Origin of the sequence: Micromonospora sp. SD12 (assembly GCF_052068495.1) — a bacterium.
Lineage (GTDB): Bacteria > Actinomycetota > Actinomycetes > Mycobacteriales > Micromonosporaceae > Micromonospora > Micromonospora echinofusca.
Genome location: NZ_JBQHDF010000006.1, coordinates 283,600 through 302,109, shown reverse-complemented (window position 1 = coordinate 302,109; position 18,510 = coordinate 283,600). Strand labels below are relative to the sequence as shown.

The window sequence follows — 18,510 nt, the reverse complement described above, 5'->3', positions numbered from 1 at the left end:
GATGGCTGACACCACCACCCGGGCCAAGCTGCGCTGGGGCCTGCTGGACGCCATCGTGGTCGTCTTCGCGCTGGTGCCGGTGCTCTGGATCATGTCGTTGTCGTTCAAGACCCCGGCGACCCTGACCGACGGGAAGTTCATCCCGCAGGAGTGGACGCTGGACAACTACCGGTCGATCTTCTCCACCGACCAGTTCGTCCGCGCCCTGGTCAACTCGATCGGCATCGCGCTGATCGCGACCGTGATCGCCGTGGTGCTCGGCGCCATGGCGGCGTACGCGATCTCCCGGCTGGACTTCCCCGGCAAGCGGCTGCTGGTCGGGGTGTCCCTGCTGATCGCGATGTTCCCGCAGGTGTCGCTGGTGTCGCCGCTGTTCGAGATCGAGCGGCAGCTCGGCCTCTTCGACACCTGGCCGGGCCTGATCCTGCCGTACATCACCTTCGCGCTGCCGCTGGCGATCTACACGCTGTCGGCGTTCTTCAAGCAGATCCCGTGGGACCTGGAGAAGGCGGCGAAGATGGACGGCGCGACGCAGGCCCAGGCGTTCCGGCGGGTCATCGCCCCGCTGGCCGCGCCGGGGCTGTTCACCACGGCGATCCTGGTCTTCATCTTCTGCTGGAACGACTTCCTCTTCGCCATCACGCTGACGTCCACCGAGCGGGCCCGCACGGTGCCGGTGGCGCTGTCGTTCTTCACCGGTGAGTCGCAGTTCGAGGACCCCACCGGGGCGATCTGCGCAGCCGCCGTGGTGATCACCGTTCCGATCATCCTGTTCGTCCTCTTCTTCCAGCGCCGCATCGTCTCCGGCCTGACCTCCGGCGCAGTCAAGGGATAGGTGGTACTCATGGCTGACATCGTGCTCGACAAGGTGAGCAAGAAGTTCCCGGACGGAACCGTCGCGGTGGCCGACGTCGACCTGGAGATCGCCGACGGCGAGTTCGTCATCCTGGTCGGCCCGTCCGGCTGCGGGAAGTCCACCACCCTGAACATGATCGCGGGCCTGGAGGACATCAGCTCCGGCGAGCTGCGCATCGGCGGCGCGCGGGTCAACGACAAGGCCCCCCGGGACCGGGACATCGCGATGGTGTTCCAGTCCTACGCCCTCTACCCGAACATGACCGTCCGGGAGAACATGGCGTTCCCGCTGCGGCTGGCCAAGATGGACAAGGAGACGGTCACCCGGAAGGTGGAGGAGGCGGCGAAGGTCCTGGAGCTGACCGCGCTGCTGGACCGCAAGCCGGCCAACCTCTCCGGCGGCCAGCGCCAGCGGGTCGCGATGGGCCGCGCGATCGTCCGGCAGCCCAAGGCGTTCCTGATGGACGAGCCGCTGTCCAACCTGGACGCGAAGCTGCGGGTGCAGATGCGTACCGTCGTGTCGCGCCTGCAGAAGAAGCTGGGCACCACCACCGTCTACGTCACCCACGACCAGACCGAGGCGATGACGCTCGGCGACCGCGTGGTGATCATGCGGGGCGGCGCGGTGCAGCAGGTCGGCCCGCCGCAGGAGCTGTACGACCACCCGCGCAACCTCTTCGTCGCCGGCTTCATCGGCTCGCCGTCGATGAACTTCCTGCACGCCGCCGTCGAGGACGGCAAGCTGCGTACGGCGCTGGGCGACGTGCCGATCGGCGAGCGGATCCGGCGCGAGCTGGAGGGGGCCGACGCCCCGCGCGAGCTGATCCTCGGCATCCGGCCGGAGCACTTCGAGGACGCCGCGCTGGTCGACGACGACACCCGCCGCCGGGGCATGGAGTTCGAGGCGCCGGTGGACATCGTCGAGTCCATGGGCTCCGACAAGTACGTCTACTTCAGCGTCGAGGGGGAACGGGCCAGCGCCGCCGAACTGGAGGAGCTGGCGGCCGACGCGGGCGCCGACTTCAGCGGCGGCGGCGCCAACCTGGTGACCCGGCTGTCGGCGGAGTCCCCGGTCGAGGAGGGGCAGAACCGGCGGGTCTGGTGCAACCTGGAGAAGATCCACCTGTTCGACCCGTCCAACGGGCGCAACCTGACCCTGCACGAGGGCCGGGCGGCCGGCGCGCTCGGCGACTGACGCACGCCACCGCGCGGCACCGGCCGCCGACCCGACGTACGACGCGACGGGCGGGTGGGTCGCACCGACCCACCCGCCCGTTGCCGTGCCAGCGGTCAGCGGCGTCGCCGGCTGGGCTCCGGGATGTCCGCGTCCACCCGCTCCCGGCGGATCTGGTCGTCGACCGGCTGCTCCTCGACGACCTCCTCCTTGGCCAGGTGGACCCGCTCGACGGGCACCGTCTCCTTACCGACGACGGGTCGCTCGGCCCGCAGGGTCATCTCCTGCTCGGCCTCGCCGATGTCGGCCCGTACGCCACGCGCGTCACGGGCGGCGATGGGCTCCCGCTCCACGTACACCTCGTCGTGCTCGACCGGCACGGTGGTGTGCACGTCCTCGGTCACCACGTACTTGCGCAGCCGTGCCGTACCGGCGGGCTGGCTCTCCGTGCCGACCCGCATCCGCTCCTCGGAACGGATCAGGTCCCCGTCGGCCGACGGCGTGCGACCCCGACCGGCGGTCGGCGGTGCCTGCGGCGCCAGGCGGTAGTGCGCGTAGAGCTGCTCGATCTCCGCCGTGTCCAGCGGCTGTTCGGTGCCGGCGTCCACCGCCGGAGCGTTCTTCACGGTGGCCTTGTCGTAGTCGACCGCCAGCCCGCTGTCGGTGATCCGGGCCTTGTCCAGCGGAGCCATCGACTCCTTGTGGCCCATCAGACCGGTCTTCACACTGACCCAGGTCGGCTCACCGGAGGCGTCGGTCCAGATCTGACCCACACTTCCGATCTTCGACCCCGAGCGGTCCTTGACGTCCTGCCCGTACAGCGAGTTGGCCTGCTGTGCGTTGAGCTTCATGGTCGTCTACCTCCCTCTCGTGTCAGGGGCCGGATACCCGAGCGGCCGGCCCGGATTCGTCATCGGCCGGTCGGATAGGAGCAGCGCCACGGGCCGGCGCCGCCGGGAGCGAACGCCGAGGTCACCAGTGGGACGGGTGGGGCGGGTGGGACCGGCGGGACTTGCGCCGCTCAGCCGGGCCAGTCGACGCGCAGCGGCAGGCCCAGGAAGCCGGCGTAACGGCTCAGGGCACCCTCCACGCGGCCCCGGCTCGGCTCGTCGAGGGGCACCAGCGGCGACACGGTGACCGTCACCCGGTTCTTGCCGACCGTGCGTTGCCAGGTGCCCACGACCCGCCCATCGCGGACGATCGTGGCCCGGAACACGCCGTTGCGGCCCGGCACGATCGCGTCGGCGTGGGCGGGGTCCAGCATCAGTGCGCGGTCCTTGAAGCCCAGCAGGTATTCGTCGAAGCCGGGCAGCACCAGCAGGTCGTCGAGCGGCGTGCGGGGCGCGTCGAGCAGGGCCGCGTCGACGTGCGTCTCCTCCCCGTCGACCCGTACCACCGCCAATGCGTCGCCGGCCGCCGCGAAGCCCCGGCGCGCGTCGGTGAGGGTGAGCCCCGTCCAGCCCGCGAACTCCCGGGCGGTGACCGGCCCGTGCCCGCGGACGTAGCGGTGGGCGAGCATCGCCAGGGCCTCGTCCCGCTCCGGCCGGCGTGCGTCGGGCGCCCACTCGTCGAGCAGGGCGAAGGTCTGCTCGGTGCCCGCGTTGGGCGCGAGGCAGGTGACGCCGCGGACGCTGGCGTACCACAGCAGGTGGTAGCCGCGCTGGTCGCCGGTGTCGATGCCGGCCGCGTTCAGCGCGGCCAGGCACCGTGCGCGGGTGAGCCGGCCGCGGCCGGCCAGCGCGGCGCCGAGCACGTCGAGCGCGCGGTGCGCGTCGGCCTCGGTGAGCCCGAGCCGCGCGCGGCGGGTGGCGGCACCGGCCAGCGAGCGTACGCCGGTCAGCTCCAGCATCCAGCGGGCGTCGCGGGGCGGGACGAGGTGCACGGTGCCCCGCATCGGCCAGGTGCGCAGCGCCTCCCGGCGTTCCAGGGCGGCGTGCACGTCGGCGTGGCCGAGCGCGGGCAGACGCACCCCGAGCGACCACATGCCGCTGGCGAGGTCCTGCGCCTGCATGGCCCCGAACCACTCCACCACGTCGGCGACCCCGCCCGCCGCCGCCGTGGGGTGCGGGCGGAGCAGCAGGCTGGTCATCCGCAGCGCGAGTGCCTCGCGCCCGCCGAGGTCCACCGTCATCGGGCTCCCTTCGCAACAGGTCGGCGTCAGCCTAGGACCGCCCACCGACCTGTCGACGGCACAGGGCGTGCATAAGGGCGGCCGCAGTGGGAAAGCGCCCGGCCGAGATACGCGCAACGGTGCGCGTGGAGGGAGCGACATGACTGCGTCCAGCGAGCCGTCCCGGCGCCGCGCCGTACCGCTAGGCCACGGCGAGGGCGGGGCCGGCACATCGGCCAAGACCAGCGCCGCCGCCGCCTTCGCACTGGTCTTCGGGGTGGCCGCGCTGATCAGCGTGCTGACGGTGATCCTGTCCTGGTTCGGCCTGATCCTGGGCATCATCGGGGTGATCCTGGGCATCGTCGGGCTGAAGATGGCCGGCAGGCCCGGGGTGACCGGCCGGGGTGTGGCGATCGGCGGCCTGGTGCTCAGCGCCCTGGCGGTGCTGATCGGGCTGGCCTTCGCCGCCGGGATCACCACCTTCCTCAACAACGAGGGCGGCGTGGACCGGATCCAACGGGAGGTCGACGACCTGCGCGACCGCCTCGACAACTGAGCCGTGGCCACTTACGCAGGCCCGCCCCGCGCTGATCGCGCTTCGCCGGCGACGCTGCCGGCCAAGCGCGATCCCCCGTTCAGGTTGGCCGGTGCCGGGCGGCTGCCGGTCCGCCGGCACCGGTGCGACCAGCATCGCCGCCCGACGGCCGGATCGGCACCGCAACGCATCGAAACTTGCGGACATCTTGAGCTGTCGGCGGCGGCCGATCAGAGCCGGCGGTGCATGACGAGCAGGTCGACGTAGTCCTCGGTCGGGTGCCGGAACGCCTCCGGCACCCGACCGACCACCTCGAAGCCCAGTGACCGCCAGAGCGCCACCGCGCGGGTGTTGGTCGCCACGACGGCGTTGAACTGCATGGCCCGGTAGCCCTCGGCGCGGGCGAGCCCCAGCACGTGCTCACCGAGGGCGCGGCCCACCCCGCGTCCACCGGCGGCGGGATCGACCATGAAGCTGGCGTTGGCCACGTGGTCGCCCGGTCCGAGCTGGTTGGGCACCAGCTTCGCCGAGCCGAGCACCGTGCCGTCCCGGTCGACCGCGACGACCGTGCGCCCCGGCGGCGGCACCAGCCACATCGCCCGGGCCCGCTCCTCGTCGACGTCGCGGGGCCAGGTGTACGTCTCGCCGGCCGCCACGATGGTGCGCAGGAAGGGCCAGATCAGCGGCCAGTCGTCGGGTGTGGCGGGTCTGATCTGCATGCCCCCAGCATCCCTGCCGACGGGCGGGCCCGAGGGGGCGACCTCCGGGACGACCGTTTGACGACGCAAACATCGGGTAGTCGCCGGAGCTGACCCGACATGAGGAGGGAAACATCCGATGGCTGCCCAGACCAAGGTCGCGGTGATCTACTACAGCGCCACCGGCATCACGTACCAGATGGCCCAGGCGGCGTGCGAAGCCGCCGGTGAGGCGGGTGCCGAGGTGCGGCTGCGCAAGGTGCGTGAGCTGGCGCCGGACGAGGCGATCCGCTCCAACTCGGGCTGGCACGCGCACCACATGGAGACCCAGGACGTCCCCGAGGCACAGCTCGACGACCTGTCCTGGGCCGACGTGGTGATCTTCGGGACCCCGACCCGGTACGGCGTGATGGCCGCCCAGCTCAAGCAGTTCATGGACACCACCGGGCCGCTGTGGTCGCAGGGCGCTTTGGCGAACAAGGTCTACTCCGCGTTCTGCTCGACGGCCACCTCCCACGGCGGGCAGGAGGCCACCCTGCTGTCGATGTTCAACGTCTTCTACCACTGGGGCGGGGTCGTGGTGACCCCCGGCTACACCGACCCGAGCCAGTTCGTCGCCGGCAACCCCTACGGCGCCTCGCACACCAGCAACAACGGCGAGACGGCGCCGGACGACATCGCGCTCGGCGCCTGCGCGTTGACCGCCCGGCGGGCCGTGCAGATCGGTAAGGCGCTGAAGGCGGGCCTGGCCGGCTGAGCCGCCACCGGTGCGGCGGGCACCGGCGTCCGGGTCGGCCGCGCGCCGCCGACGGGCCACGCGACCGGCGGTCCGGGCGGGGGCTCTCGGCCCGCCCGGCCCGCCGGTCGCAGCACCCCTACCCCCGTTCGGGTCGACTATGCACGCTCCGGCACCCTCCCGGCGGCCGCCGTCGACGGGTTCCGTGGCGGCAGCAGCCCGCCCAGCAGGTCGACGAGCACGGCCATGCCGTCGGGGCTGAGCACCGACTCCGGGTGGAACTGCACCCCGGCGAAGCCGCGCCCGCGCAGCGCGTGCACCGCGCCGTCGGCCGCGTCGCGGGCCAGCTCGACCGGGCCGTACGGGGTGACCAGCCGGTCGGCGTCGGCGCGCGCCGTGAAGCTGGAGTAGAAGCCGACCCGGCGGCGCGTGCCGAAGAGGTCTATCTCCCGCTGGAGGCCCTGGTAGGGCGCGTGCCGGCGGTGCGGGGTCAGCCCGAGCAGGCCGGCGAGCAACTGGTGACCCAGGCAGACGGCCAGGGTGGGCCGGCCCTCGGCGAGCAGGCCGGCGAGCAGCCCGCGCATCGCACGCATCTTCGGCTCGGTGGCGCTGCCCGGGTCGCCCGGTCCGGGGCCGACCACCACCAGGTCGTGGGCGTCCACGCGGCCGGCGGCGTGCCACGGGCGCAGCGTCACGACGAGGCCGAGCGCGCCCAGTTGGTGGGCCAGCATGCCGGTGAAGGTGTCCTCGCCGTCGACGATCAGCGCCCGCAGCCCGGCCAGCCCGGGCGGGCCGGCGGCGCCCGGCGAGCGCTGGTCCAGCCAGAACCGGGCCAGCGGCGCGTTGCGCGCGGCCAGCGCGGCGCGCACCTCGGGGTCGTCGGCCAGGCGTACGGCGGGGCCCGGGCCGGCGGCGGGTGCCTGCGGGCCGAGGCCCAGCGCGGCCAGTACGCCGGCCGCCTTGGCGTGCGTCTCGGCCACCTCGCCCTCGGCCGTCGAGTGCCGCACCAGCGTGGCGCCGACCGGCACCCGCAGCTCGCCGGCGGGGGAGATCTCGGCGGTACGGATCAGGATCGGCGCGTCCAGGGTCTGCCGGCCGGCGTCGTCGCGCCCGAGCAGCGCCAGCACCCCGGCGTAGTAGCGCCGCCCGGTGCGCTCGTGGCGGGCGATGACGCGGCAGGCGTTCTCCATCGGGCTGCCGGTGACGGTGGGCGCGAACATCGTCTCCCGCAGCACCTCCCGCACGTCCTTCGTGCCCCGGCCGGCGAGCAGGTACTCCGTGTGGGCCAGGTGGGACATCTCCTTGAGGTGGGGCCCGACGACCTGGCCGCCGTGCTCGGCGACCGTGGCCATCATCTTCAGCTCCTCGTCGAGCACCATGTACAGCTCCTCGACCTCCTTGGGGTCGGCGAGGAAGCGCAGCAGCGCGGCGCGGTCGGCCTCCGCGCCGGTGTGCCGGAAGGTGCCGCTGATCGGGTTCATCATGACCAGGCCGTCGTCGACGCTGACATGCCGCTCCGGGCTGGCGCCGACGAGGATGCGGGTGCCGGTGTGCACCAGGAACGTCCAGTACGCCCCCCGTTCGCTCGCCAACAGCCGGCGCAGCGCGGCCAGCGCGGCGGCCAGCGGTGGGCCCTGCACGGTGGCGCGCAGACAGCGGTGGATGACGAAGTTGGCGCCCTCGCCGCGCCCGATCTCCTCGGCGAGGACCCGGCCGACGGTGGCGGCGTACTCGTCGTCGGTGACGTCGAAGCCGGCGTCGGCGGTGCGCACGGGCGCGTCGGGCAGCGCGGCGAGCACCTCGGCGAGGCCGACCCGCTCGTGCCGGGCGATGTGCAGGAACTCCAGCGGGACGCCGTCGTCGACGCAGGCGAGGCCCCGCTCGGTGACCTGCCGGTACGGCACCAGCGCCAGGGTGCGGGGGCCGGGCGGCCCGTCGGGCAGCGGGAGGTCGGCGAGCCGGTCGGCCGTGCGTACCGTGCCGGTGAACAGCTCCAGATGCGTGGCGCCCTCGCGTCGCACGAGCGCGAAGGGGCCGGGGTCGCCGCCAGCGGCGGCGGTGGCGAGCAGCGCGGTCAGGTCGGTCATCGGTTCTCCTCGGGCCGGGCGGCGCCCGGCGGGGCGGCCGGGAGGGCCGGGGAGAAGCCGGCGGCCGCCTCGTCGGGCGGCCGCGTGGGAAGCTACGCGCGGGGGGTGGCCGCCGGGTCGGCGGGCCACCAGCAGGACAGGTGCGCGGGCATGCGATCACCCTACGGTCCGCCGTGGGCGACGGAAAGCCGATCGGGCGTACGGCCCACCCGCTGGGACGCCGGGACACGGCGCACCGGGTAACTTGACCCGCGATGAACATTCTCGCGCTCGACCTGGGCACCTCCTCGGTACGCGGACTCGTGCTGGACACGGACGCCCGCCCGCTGCCCGGCGCGCTGGCCCGGCGCAGGGTGAGCCTCGTCGTGCACGACGACGGCACCGGCACCCTGGACGGTCCCGGCTACCTGGCCTGCCTGGCGGAGTGTCTGGACGAGCTGGCCGCCGGCGGCCACCTGCGCGACGTGTCGCTGGTGGCGACGTCCGCGCAGTGGCACTCGGTGGTGCCGGTGGGCGCCGACGACGTGCCCCTCGGGCCGGTGCTGACCTGGCTCGACACCCGACCGGAGGTGCCGGCCGGGGCGCCCGGCCCGGCCGACCCGGCGGACTTCCACCGGCGTACGGGCACGTGGTGGCACCGCTGCTACTGGTCGGTCCGGCTGCCCTGGCTGCGGGCGCACACCGGCGGCCGGATCGCCCGCTTCGTCGGCCTGGCCGAGTACGTGCTGGGCGAGCTGCTCGGTCGGGTGCCCATGTCGGTCTCCCAGGCCTCCGGCACCGGCCTGCTGGACCTGCGGACGCTGGACTGGGACGCCGAGGCGTGCGCGCTGGCCGGCAGCGGCGCCGGCGAGCTGCCCGAGCTGGCCCCGAGCGGGTGGCGGGGTCGGCTGCGGCCGGCGTACGCGTGGCGCTGGCCGCAGCTCGCCGACGTGCCCTGGGCCGGCCCGGTGGGCGACGGCGCGGCGTCGAACGTCGGCTCGGGCTGCGTCGAGCCGGGCCGGATCGCGGTGACGGTGGGCACGTCGGCGGCGGTGCGGCTGGTGCAGCGCGTTCCTGCGGGGCAGGCCATGCCGGCGCTGCCCGAACAGCTCTGGCGCTACCGGGTCGACCACGAGCACGTGGTGACCGGCGCCGCGTACTCCTCCGGCGGCAACCTCTTCGCCTGGGCCAACCGGGAGCTGCGGTTGCCCGAGGGCGCCGAGCTGGACGCGGCCCTGGCCCGGGTGTCGCACGACCGGGGCATGCCGGTCAACGTGCGCTTCGGCGGGGACCGGCCGCCCGGGATGGCGCCGGCGGGCTCGGGCGTGCTGGGGGGCCTGAGCTTCGGCACCACGGCGGTGGAGATCCTGGCGGGGCTGATGCGCGGCCTGTGCGACCTGGTCGCCGACGACCTGGTGACGTTGGAGTCCACCGTCGACGAGCCGGTCGAGGTGGTGCTCGGCGGGGGAGCGGTGGCGGCCTCCCGCTGGTGGCGTACGACGTTCGCCGCGGCGCTGGCGCCCCGGCCGGTGTGGTACGGCCGCAACCCGGAGGTCGGGGCGAGCGGCGCGGCACTGGTGGCGATGGATCGCCTGGGTGACGCCTCTCGGCTCGCCGCCATCGTCCGGACGGACGACACCGCCTCACCCTCCTGAGTCGCACCTCAGCCCGCCCCGTTGACACCGCTCCCGGGCCTGGTTGGATGGACTCCGCTCCCCGGCTCGCGGCGGACGCGGGACAGGCAGGAGGTAGGGGTGGGGGCAGGTCCGGAACCGTCCGACGGCACGGTGTCGCAGCACCGCCGACGCCGGTTCGACGTCCGGGTCGTGCCGCACCGCCGCCGCTCCCCGTTCCGGCTGCGGGACTGGCGGATGCGCACCAAGCTCGCCACCGTGCTGGTCATTCCGTCGGTCGCGTTCCTGGTGCTGGCTGGCGTGCAGACCCACACCCTGGTGGGGCGGACGACCGCGTTGGGCGACTTCGCCCAGCAGGTGGGCATCGGTCGGGAGGTCGTCGCGCTGGTGCACCAGCTCCAGCAGGAACGCGACCGGGCCGCCGGTGAGCTGGGCGAGCTGCGCCGGGGCGGCGCGGGCGTCGACCGGGACGCGGCGATCGTCGTGCTGAAGCCGTTGCAGGGCGCCACCGACCAGGCGTTGCGTGACCTGCGTCGGGCCGCCGAGCCGCTGGCCGACGCCGACGCCTCCTGGCGGGTCGCGTACTCGGAGGTGCTGGAGGCCTACGACCAGGTCGTCTACATCCGGGCGGCGATCCCCCCGGCGGTGCTGGGCAGCGACACCATCCTGAGCAACTACCACCGGGCCGTCGACGCGCTGCTGCGCCTGCTCGCCGAGCCGTCGCCGGGCGAGGACCGTCCGGCGCTCAGCGACGCGGTGCTGCGCTACGTGCAGCTGGCCCGGGTCAAGGAACTCTCCTCGCGGGTCCGCGCCCAGCTCTACGAGGCCGCCCGCGCCGGCCGGTACGGCGTCGAGGACCGGGTGGTGCTGAGCGACCTGCGCGCCCAGCAGCTGACGGCGCTCGGGGCGTTCCGGGTCGTCGCCACCGCCGCACAGGTCCGCCGCTACGACGAGACCTCGGTGGACCCGGCGTTCCTGGCGGCCACCCGGCTGGAGGAGCAGAGCCTGCCGACCGGCGCCGCGCCGGCCGTGCTGCCGGCTCCACAGTGGTGGGCGGCCAGCGAGCAGCGTCAGGAGCTGCTGCGCCGGATCGAGGCGTCGGTGCTCGACGACGCCGTACGGCAGGCCGACGAGGTGAGCGCGTCGCAGCTGCGTACGACGCTGCTGGTCGTCGGCAGCATCGTCTCGGTGCTGCTGGTAGCCCTGCTCATCTCCGTGCTCGTCGGCCGGTCCATCGCCCGGTCGATGCGGCTGCTGCGTGGCCAGGCGCTGCGGATCGCCCAGCTGGAGCTGCCGGAGGCCCTCGACCGGCTGCGGACCGTGACGGGGGGCGTGCCCGCGATCGAGGTACCGCCGGCGGTGGTCCGTTCGCTCGACGAGATCGGCGAGCTGGCGGAGGCGTTCGTGGCGGTGCACCGCAGCGCGGTCAACGTCGCCGTCGAGCAGGCGACGACCCGGCGCAACGTCAACGCGATGTTCGTCAACCTCGCCCGGCGCAGCCAGGTGCTCGTGGAGCGCCAGCTGGAGCTGCTCGACGACCTGGAACGCGAGGAGAGCGACCCGGACCAGCTGGAGAACCTCTTCAAGCTCGACCACCTGGCCGCCCGGATGCGGCGCAACGACGACAGCCTGCTGGTGCTCGCCGGGACCGAGTCGACGCGCCGGTGGAACCGGCCGGTGGGGCTCGGGGCGATGCTGCTCGCCGCGAGCGCCGAGATCGAGCAGTACCAGCGGGTGCGGCACGGGGCGGTGGCCGACCTGCACGTCGTCGGCCACGCCGTCGGCGAGCTGGTCCACGTGCTCGCCGAGCTGCTGGAGAACGCCACCTCCTTCTCCCGCCCGGACACGGTCGTCGGGGTCACCGCCCGGGCCGAGGGCGCCGGTGCGGTCATCGAGATCAGCGACCAGGGGCTGGGCATGAGCGCGGCCGCCCTGGCCGAGGCGAACGCCGTCCTCGCCACCCCGCCGGCCGCCGACGTGGCGACGGTCGAGCGGATGGGCCTGTTCGTGGTCAGTCACCTGGCCTCCCGGCTGGGCGTCGAGGTGCGCCTCGACGGCGGCGAGGGCGGCCTCGTGGCCCGGGTACGGCTGCCCGGCGGTCTGCTGGCGGCGGCGCCCGATCGGGAGGCGCCCGCCCCGGCGCGGATGCTGACGGCCACGGCGGCGGGCGCGGCGTGGGGCGGCGTGCCGCCGGCGGACGAGCTGCCGGTGGCGGGTCGTCCGCCGGCGTGGGGCGGCGCGCGGCCGGCGGGGGAGCTGCCGGTGGCCGGGCGCCGGGCGGAGACCGCGCCCCGGCAGGCCCGGTCGGTGCCGGTCCGGGCCGAGGACGTGCTCGCCCCGCCGGGACGCCCGCCCGCGTCGGCCGGGGGCGGCTGGTGGTCCCGGCAGGGGCCGTCGCCGGCTTCCGCGCCGCAGGGCTCGCCGACGCCGCCGGCCGTTCCGGTCACCGGTGGGACGAATGAGCGCGGCCTGCCCGTGCGGGTGCCGATGGCGCAGCTCTCCGCCGTCACCCGGCCACAGCAGCCGGTGGCGCGCCACGACCCGGACCCGGAGGCGGTCGGGGGGATGCTGTCGCGGCTCTACAGCGGGGTACGGCGGGCCGAGGCCGAGGACACCACGGAGATTTCCATGCCGCCGGGCGGCGTACGCACCGAAGGGGGACAGCGATGACGACGTTGAGCCGGGAGGCCCGCGACCTGAGCTGGCTGGTCAGCGGATTCGCGGAGCGGGTGCCGGGGGTGGTGCACGCCATCGTGGTCTCCTCCGACGGCCTGCTGGTCGCGATCTCCGACCACCTGCCCCGCGACCACGCCGACAAGCTCGCCGCGGTGACCTCGGGGCTGATGAGCATCACGGCGGGCGCGGCGCAGATGTTCGACGGCGACATCGTCAAGCAGACGGTCGTCGAGATGGGGCGCGGCTACTTCCTGGTCATGCAGGTGCGCGACGGTTCCATCCTGGCCACGCTGGCCGGTGCGGAGGCCGACATCGGCGTGGTCGGCTACGAGATGGCGCGACTGGCGAAGCAGGCGGGGGAGATGCTCACCCCGGCGCTGCGGGCGGAGCTTCAGCAGGCCCTGCCCCGCTGACCGGGGCGGCGCGCCCGCCCGGTGCCCACCCCGGCGCCGTCGACCGGTGCCGGGGTGGCGGGAGCCGGGTGGTCAGAGACCGTTGGCGGCGATGACCTGGCGGTACCAGTGCGCGCTGCGCTTGAGCACGCGCCGCTGGGTCTGGTAGTCCACGTAGACCAGTCCCCAGCGCTCGTCGTATCCCGCGTCCCACTCGAAGTTGTCGAGCAGGGACCACACGTGGTAGCTCTCCAGCGGTACGCCGGCGGCCACGGCCCGGTGGGCGGCGGCGAAGTGGTCGCGCAGGAAGGCCACCCGGCCGGCGTCGTCGACGGTGCCGGCGTCGTCGAGGGTGTCCGGGGTGGGCAGCCCGTTCTCGGTGACGGTGAGCGGGATCGGGCCGTAGTCGCGGGTCACCCGGGTCAGGATGTCGTACATGCCGTCAGGGTGGATCTGCTGCCAGGGGGCCTGTGAGGTGGGCCAGCGCGGGATCGTCGTGCCGTCGCCGTCGAGGTAGTACGGGGTGTAGTACTGCACGGCGAGCAGGTCCACCGGCGCCGAGATGGTCGCCAGGTCGCCGTCGCGGATGCCGCGGACCAGCCGGCTGTCGGGGCCGAGGTCGTCGAGCACGTCCTGCGGGTAGCGGCCGGTGAGGATCGGGTCGAGGTAGAGGCGGTTCTCGTAGCCGTCGTGCAGCCGGGCGGCCCGGGCCGCCTCGGGCGAGTCGTCGGCCGGGTAGCAGGGGTGCAGGTTGAGTGCCGGGCCGATCCGGCCGGCGCCGGTGGCGCGGTGCGCCGCGACGGCGAGCCCGTGGGCCAGGTGGAGGTGGTGGGCGACCAGGTACGCGGCGTCCGGGTCCTGCCGGCCCGGGGCGTGGTGGCCCACGAGGTAGCCGTTCTGCACCACGGTCTTCGGCTCGTTGACGGTCAGCCAGACCGGGACCTGGTCGCCGAGCGCGCGGAAGACGATCTCGGCGTAGTCGGCGAAGCGGTGGGCGACGTCGCGCGACTCCCAGCCGCCGGCGTCCTGGAGGGCCTGCGGCAGGTCCCAGTGGAACAGCGTCGCCATGGGTGCGATGCCCCGCTCGTGCAGCCCGTCGACGAGGCGGCGGTAGAAGTCCAGCCCGCGCTGGTTGGGCGCGCCGGTGCCGTCGGCCTGCACGCGTGGCCAGGAGATGGAGAAGCGGTAGCTGTGCAGCCCGAGGTCGCGCATCAGGTCGAGGTCCTCGGCGTAGCGGTGGTAGTGGTCGGCGGCGACGTCGCCGGTGTCGCCGTTGCGCGTGCGGCCGGGCGTACGGCTGAAGGTGTCCCAGATGGATTCGCCGCGGCCGTCCTCCTTGGCGGCGCCCTCGATCTGGTAGGCGGAGGTGGCCGCGCCCCAGCCGAAGCCCGGGGGGAAGCGCAGGGCGGCCGCCGGCGTCGCGTCGGGGCCGGCGGGCCGGTCCGCGTCGCCCGCCACGGCGGTGGCGTGCGTGCCGGCGCCGGCCGGGTCGGCGGGGGCGGTGGCGGAGAGCGCGGCGCCGTGGGGCGGGCGCGGGGTGGGCATCGACATCGGTTCTCCTCATGGTCTGCGTGGCCACCGCCGGGCCGGGAGCGCTCCCAGCATAGGGCAGGAGGCCCCGGGCGGTCGCCTCCGCCCGACGCTGGCGGGTGGGGCGACCGAAGGTGGAAGAGGGGTGCGTCGTACGCCCGTGACGGCGGTGCGGGAGCGGGGGCGCGGGTGGCGCGCCGGCGCTCGGGGCGACCGGCCGCGGGACGCCGGGGCGCCGGGGGCGCGGGGCGTCGACCGGGCGGTACGGGCGGACAGCGTGCGAGGCCGGTCGGAACGGCGACACGGCCAGTCCCGTCGGCCTCTTTTCCCATCGTGCAAGGGGGTTTAGTGTGGGGACGGGGGAGGGCAACCCCCGTCCCCACCATTGCTGCACACGCACGGGCGGAATTGGCGTCCTGACGTGCGTGTCGCGCGGGAGCCGGGCCACGCGAGTGGCTAGAGGATCCACCTCCCTCCGTGTTGGCGGGATGGCTGACGGCGGTGTCCGGGCTGGCCCGCCGTCAGCCTCGGGCTGACTCCCCGGGTTCCGTCGTCCGACGGACCCCGGGTGATCTTCTAGTTGCAACTCCGTCGATGGAAGCGCTCCCATCGACCGATGCTGCGACTGTAACGCCCGTCACGGCTTTGTGAAAGCCCCAAAACGAGATCGAAACATGTTGCTGCACCAGCGCGCGGCCGACCATTGTGGGAGCGCTTCCATGCATGGCACACTGTCGCCACCGCGACGCGGAGCCAGATCGCGCATGCGTGGGTCGCCGAGGGCAGCCGGTGTCTCCGGTACGGCATCCGACGCACCGGTGGAGTCGCCGCCCCGCACGGGGCGCCGCCCGCCGCACCCCGGCCTCGGGCCGGGGCGACCACCATCCCGGGCGCCCGGACCACCTTCGCGGGCAGGGCGCCCCGCCGGGGCCGCACCGTCCCCGGCCAGGTCCGAGGAGACACCGCGCACATGAGAAATCTGGCAAGACGTCGCCGCCTGGCGATGGTCGCCGCCGCCGCGCTCGCCGTGGGCGGGGTGACCCTGCCGGCCGGCGCCGCGCAGGCCGCCCCCGCCTGCGACGTGGTCTACGCGACGAGCGACTGGAGCAACGGCTTCACCGCCAACGTCACCATCAAGAACCTCGGCGACCCGATCAACGGCTGGACGTTGAAGTTCGCCTTCCCCGGCGACCAGAAGGTCACCCAGGGCTGGTCGGCCAAGTGGAGCCAGAGCGGCAACCAGGTCACGGCCACCAACGAGGCGTGGAACGGCAGCATCGGCACCGGCGCCTCCACCAGCATCGGCTTCAACGGCACGCACAGCGGCGCCAACCCGAAGCCGACCTCCTTCTCGGTCAACGGCGTCACCTGCGGGGGCACTCAGCAGCAGCCGCCGACGGTCGCGCTCAACGTGCCGGCCGGCCCGTTCGAGGCCCCCGCCGACGTGCCGCTGAGCGCCACCGCCAGCGACCCGGACGGCACGATCAGCAAGGTCGAGTTCTACCGCAACGGCCTGCTGGTCAACACCGACACCACCGCCCCGTACGGCTACACCCTCGAAGACCTGCCCGCCGGCGCGTACACGGTGCAGGCCAAGGCGTACGACAACGCCAACCTGACCGCCACCGCCGAGAAGTCCTTCACCGTCACGGCGGCGTCCGGGCCGGTGCTGGTCGCCACCCCGTCGGCGGTGAGCGTGACCGAGGGCGGCAGCTCGACGGTCAACCTCAAGCTCAGCGCGGCGCCCACGGCCAACGTGCCGGTCTCGCTGGCCCGCACCGGCGACACCGACATCACCGTCTCGCCGGCCTCGGTGACGCTGACCCCGAGCAACTGGAACACCGGGGTGAACGTGACCGTCGCGGCGGCCGAGGACGCCGACACGCTCGGCGGCACCGCCACCGTCACCGCCTCGGCCACCGGCTACGCCCCGCTGGCCATCACCGCCACCGAGATCGACAACGACACCGGCGGCGGGGACAACACCTACGTCAAGCGGTTCCTCGACCAGTACGGCAAGATCAAGAACTCGGGCTACTTCAGCCCCGAGGGCGTGCCGTACCACTCCATCGAGACGCTCATCGTCGAGGCGCCCGACCACGGCCACGAGACGACCTCCGAGGCGTTCAGCTTCTGGCTGTGGCTGGAGGCCCAGTACGGCCGGGTGACCCAGAACTGGGCGCCGTTCAACAACTCCTGGACGGTGATGGAGAAGTACATCATCCCGTCGCACGCCGACCAGCCCACCGCGGGCGCGGCCGGCACCGCGCAGTACGCCGCCGAGCACGACCTGCCCAGCCAGTACCCGTCGCAGCTCGAGCCGTCCGTGCCGGTCGGCCAGGACCCGCTGCGCGCGGAACTGCAGAACACGTACGGTACCGGCGACATCTACGGCATGCACTGGCTGCTCGACGTGGACAACACCTACGGCTACGGCCGCTGCGGCGACGGCACCACCCGGCCGGCGTACATCAACACCTTCCAGCGGGGCACCCAGGAGTCGGTGTGGGAGACCGTGCCGCAGCCGTCCTGCGACACCTTCGCCCACGGCGGCCCCAACGGCTACCTCGACCTGTTCGTCAAGGAGGCGAACGCGCCGGCGAAGCAGTGGAAGTACACCAACGCCCCCGACGCCGACGCCCGCGCCGTGCAGGCCGCGTACTGGGCCCTGACCTGGGCCAAGGAGCAGGGCAAGGAGGCCGACGTGGCGGCCACCGTGGCCAAGGCCGCCAAGATGGGTGACTACCTGCGCTACGCCATGTTCGACAAGTACTTCAAGAAGATCGGCAACTGCGTCGGGGCGTCCACCTGCCCGGCCGGCACCGGCAAGGACTCGGCGCACTACCTGATGTCCTGGTACTACGCCTGGGGCGGCGCGTACGAGCCGAACCAGAACTGGTCGTGGCGCATCGGCTCCAGCCACAACCACTTCGGCTACCAGAACCCGTTCGCGGCCTGGGCGCTGACCAACGTCAACGAGCTGAAGCCGAAGTCGCCGACGGCCGTCACCGACTGGACCAAGAGCCTGGAGCGGCAGCTGGAGTTCTACACCTGGCTCCAGTCCGCCGAGGGCGGCATCGCCGGCGGCGCGACCAACAGCTGGGGCGGGCACTACGGCCAGCCCCCGGCCGGCACGTCGACCTTCTACGGCATGTACTACGACGTCGACCCGGTCTACAACGACCCGCCGTCGAACCAGTGGTTCGGCATGCAGGCCTGGTCGATGCAGCGCATCGCCGAGCTGTACCTGGAGACCGGCAACGCCAAGGCCAAGGCCCTGCTCGACAAGTGGGTGCCGTGGGCGATCGCCAACACCACGCTGGGCACCAACTGGTCGATCCCGTCGGACATGAAGTGGACCGGCCAGCCGACCACCTGGAACCCGGCCAACCCGCAGCCCAACACCAACCTGCACGTCGAGGTCACGGTGAAGGGCCAGGACGTCGGCATCGCCGCCGCCTACGCCCGCACCCTCATCGCGTACGCGGCGAAGTCGGGCAACGCGGCGGCGAAGACCACCGCCAAGGGGCTGCTGGACGCGCTGCACGCGGCCAGCGACGCGCAGGGCGTCTCCACCGTGGAGAAGCGCGGCGACTACCGCCGCTTCGACGACGTCTACGACGCCAGCACCGGCCAGGGCCTGTACGTGCCGCCGGGCTGGACGGGGACCATGGCCAACGGTGACGCCATCGCCGCGGGCAAGAGCTTCCTCGACATCCGCTCCTTCTACAAGAACGACCCGGCCTGGCCGAAGGTCCAGGCGTACCTCGACGGCGGTCCCGAGCCGGAGTTCAAGTACCACCGGTTCTGGGCGCAGGCGGACGTCGCCATGGCGTACGCCGACTACGGCAAGCTGTTCCCCAACGGCTGAACCGACTCCTCCGGGTGGGCGGCGCGGCCCGCCCACCCGGAGGCCGACCGGGGGCCTGGGGGAGCGGAGCCACCCGGTCGGCGGACGGCCTGACTCCCACGGTCAGGCCGGGGTGGGTCGGCCAACCGGCCGACGCAGCGGGGCAGCCGGCCCACCCCACCACACCCGGATACGCACCGGGCGCGAAAACGCCCGAAAAACCGGCCACCACGGGATCACGTGCGAGGCCGTGA

Annotated in this window: 13 protein-coding genes; 8 read left to right on the top strand and 5 right to left on the bottom strand. The window is 73.5% G+C overall.

Going from position 1 to position 18,510, the window contains the following annotated elements:
- Position 1 precedes the first annotated feature (1 nt).
- Together ACTMS2_RS15545 and ACTMS2_RS15540 are read left to right on the top strand one after the other, a co-directional pair.
- Positions 2-835 (top strand): carbohydrate ABC transporter permease, encoded by an 834-nt coding sequence (locus ACTMS2_RS15545; RefSeq protein ID WP_088999481.1) that lies wholly within the window; start codon positions 2-4, stop codon positions 833-835.
- A 9-nt stretch (positions 836-844) separates the two neighbouring features.
- On the top strand, positions 845-2,050 hold the full coding sequence (locus ACTMS2_RS15540; protein ID WP_441175996.1) for an ABC transporter ATP-binding protein: 1,206 nt from the start codon (positions 845-847) through the stop codon (positions 2,048-2,050).
- Between the two features lie 95 nt (positions 2,051-2,145).
- Here the strand turns inward: ACTMS2_RS15540 and ACTMS2_RS15535 are convergent, their stop codons facing one another.
- Both ACTMS2_RS15535 and ACTMS2_RS15530 read right to left on the bottom strand, forming a co-directional pair.
- Positions 2,146-2,880 (bottom strand): YsnF/AvaK domain-containing protein, encoded by a 735-nt coding sequence (locus ACTMS2_RS15535; protein WP_441175994.1) that lies wholly within the window; start codon positions 2,878-2,880, stop codon positions 2,146-2,148.
- Positions 2,881-3,050: 170 nt separating this feature from the next.
- A complete protein-coding gene (locus tag ACTMS2_RS15530; protein ID WP_441175993.1) occupies positions 3,051-4,160 on the bottom strand; it encodes a winged helix DNA-binding domain-containing protein in 1,110 nt (369 codons plus the stop codon).
- 139 nt (positions 4,161-4,299) lie between these two features.
- Here ACTMS2_RS15530 and ACTMS2_RS15525 point away from each other — a divergent pair, with 139 nt between their 5' ends.
- The gene (locus ACTMS2_RS15525) at positions 4,300-4,695 is read left to right on the top strand and encodes a DUF4190 domain-containing protein (protein WP_441175992.1); all 396 of its coding nucleotides are present in this window, start codon (positions 4,300-4,302) and stop codon (positions 4,693-4,695) included.
- Between the two features lie 209 nt (positions 4,696-4,904).
- Here the strand turns inward: ACTMS2_RS15525 and ACTMS2_RS15520 are convergent, their stop codons facing one another.
- Positions 4,905-5,393: an N-acetyltransferase family protein gene (locus tag ACTMS2_RS15520; RefSeq protein ID WP_441175991.1), complete on the bottom strand. Its 489-nt coding sequence runs from the start codon at positions 5,391-5,393 to the stop codon at positions 4,905-4,907.
- A gap of 118 nt (positions 5,394-5,511) precedes the next feature.
- Here ACTMS2_RS15520 and wrbA point away from each other — a divergent pair, with 118 nt between their 5' ends.
- The gene (gene wrbA / locus ACTMS2_RS15515) at positions 5,512-6,129 is read left to right on the top strand and encodes an NAD(P)H:quinone oxidoreductase (RefSeq protein WP_441175990.1); all 618 of its coding nucleotides are present in this window, start codon (positions 5,512-5,514) and stop codon (positions 6,127-6,129) included.
- Positions 6,130-6,266: 137 nt separating this feature from the next.
- Here wrbA and ACTMS2_RS15510 read toward each other — a convergent pair whose 3' ends face one another.
- Positions 6,267-8,195, bottom strand: a complete 1,929-nt coding sequence (locus tag ACTMS2_RS15510; protein ID WP_441175989.1) for an anthranilate synthase family protein — start codon at positions 8,193-8,195, stop codon at positions 6,267-6,269.
- Positions 8,196-8,449: 254 nt separating this feature from the next.
- Here ACTMS2_RS15510 and ACTMS2_RS15505 point away from each other — a divergent pair, with 254 nt between their 5' ends.
- From ACTMS2_RS15505 to ACTMS2_RS15495, 3 genes are all read left to right on the top strand, one after another.
- A complete protein-coding gene (locus ACTMS2_RS15505; protein ID WP_441175988.1) occupies positions 8,450-9,829 on the top strand; it encodes an FGGY family carbohydrate kinase in 1,380 nt (459 codons plus the stop codon).
- Positions 9,830-9,928: 99 nt separating this feature from the next.
- Positions 9,929-12,478 carry a nitrate- and nitrite sensing domain-containing protein gene (locus tag ACTMS2_RS15500; RefSeq protein ID WP_441175987.1) on the top strand — a complete coding sequence of 850 codons (2,550 nt, stop codon included), beginning with the start codon at positions 9,929-9,931 and terminating at the stop codon, positions 12,476-12,478.
- The gene (locus tag ACTMS2_RS15495) at positions 12,475-12,897 is read left to right on the top strand and encodes a roadblock/LC7 domain-containing protein (RefSeq protein ID WP_088999490.1); all 423 of its coding nucleotides are present in this window, start codon (positions 12,475-12,477) and stop codon (positions 12,895-12,897) included. Before ACTMS2_RS15500 ends, ACTMS2_RS15495 begins: the two co-directional genes overlap by 4 nt.
- A 72-nt stretch (positions 12,898-12,969) precedes the next feature.
- On the opposite strand, the gene ACTMS2_RS15490 is transcribed toward ACTMS2_RS15495, so the two are convergent.
- Positions 12,970-14,427, bottom strand: a complete 1,458-nt coding sequence (locus ACTMS2_RS15490) for a GH1 family beta-glucosidase (RefSeq protein WP_441175986.1) — start codon at positions 14,425-14,427, stop codon at positions 12,970-12,972.
- A gap of 958 nt (positions 14,428-15,385) precedes the next feature.
- Here ACTMS2_RS15490 and ACTMS2_RS15485 point away from each other — a divergent pair.
- Positions 15,386-18,277, top strand: a complete 2,892-nt coding sequence (locus ACTMS2_RS15485; RefSeq protein ID WP_441176023.1) for a glycoside hydrolase family 48 protein — start codon at positions 15,386-15,388, stop codon at positions 18,275-18,277.
- The last annotated feature ends 233 nt before the right edge of the window (positions 18,278-18,510 follow it).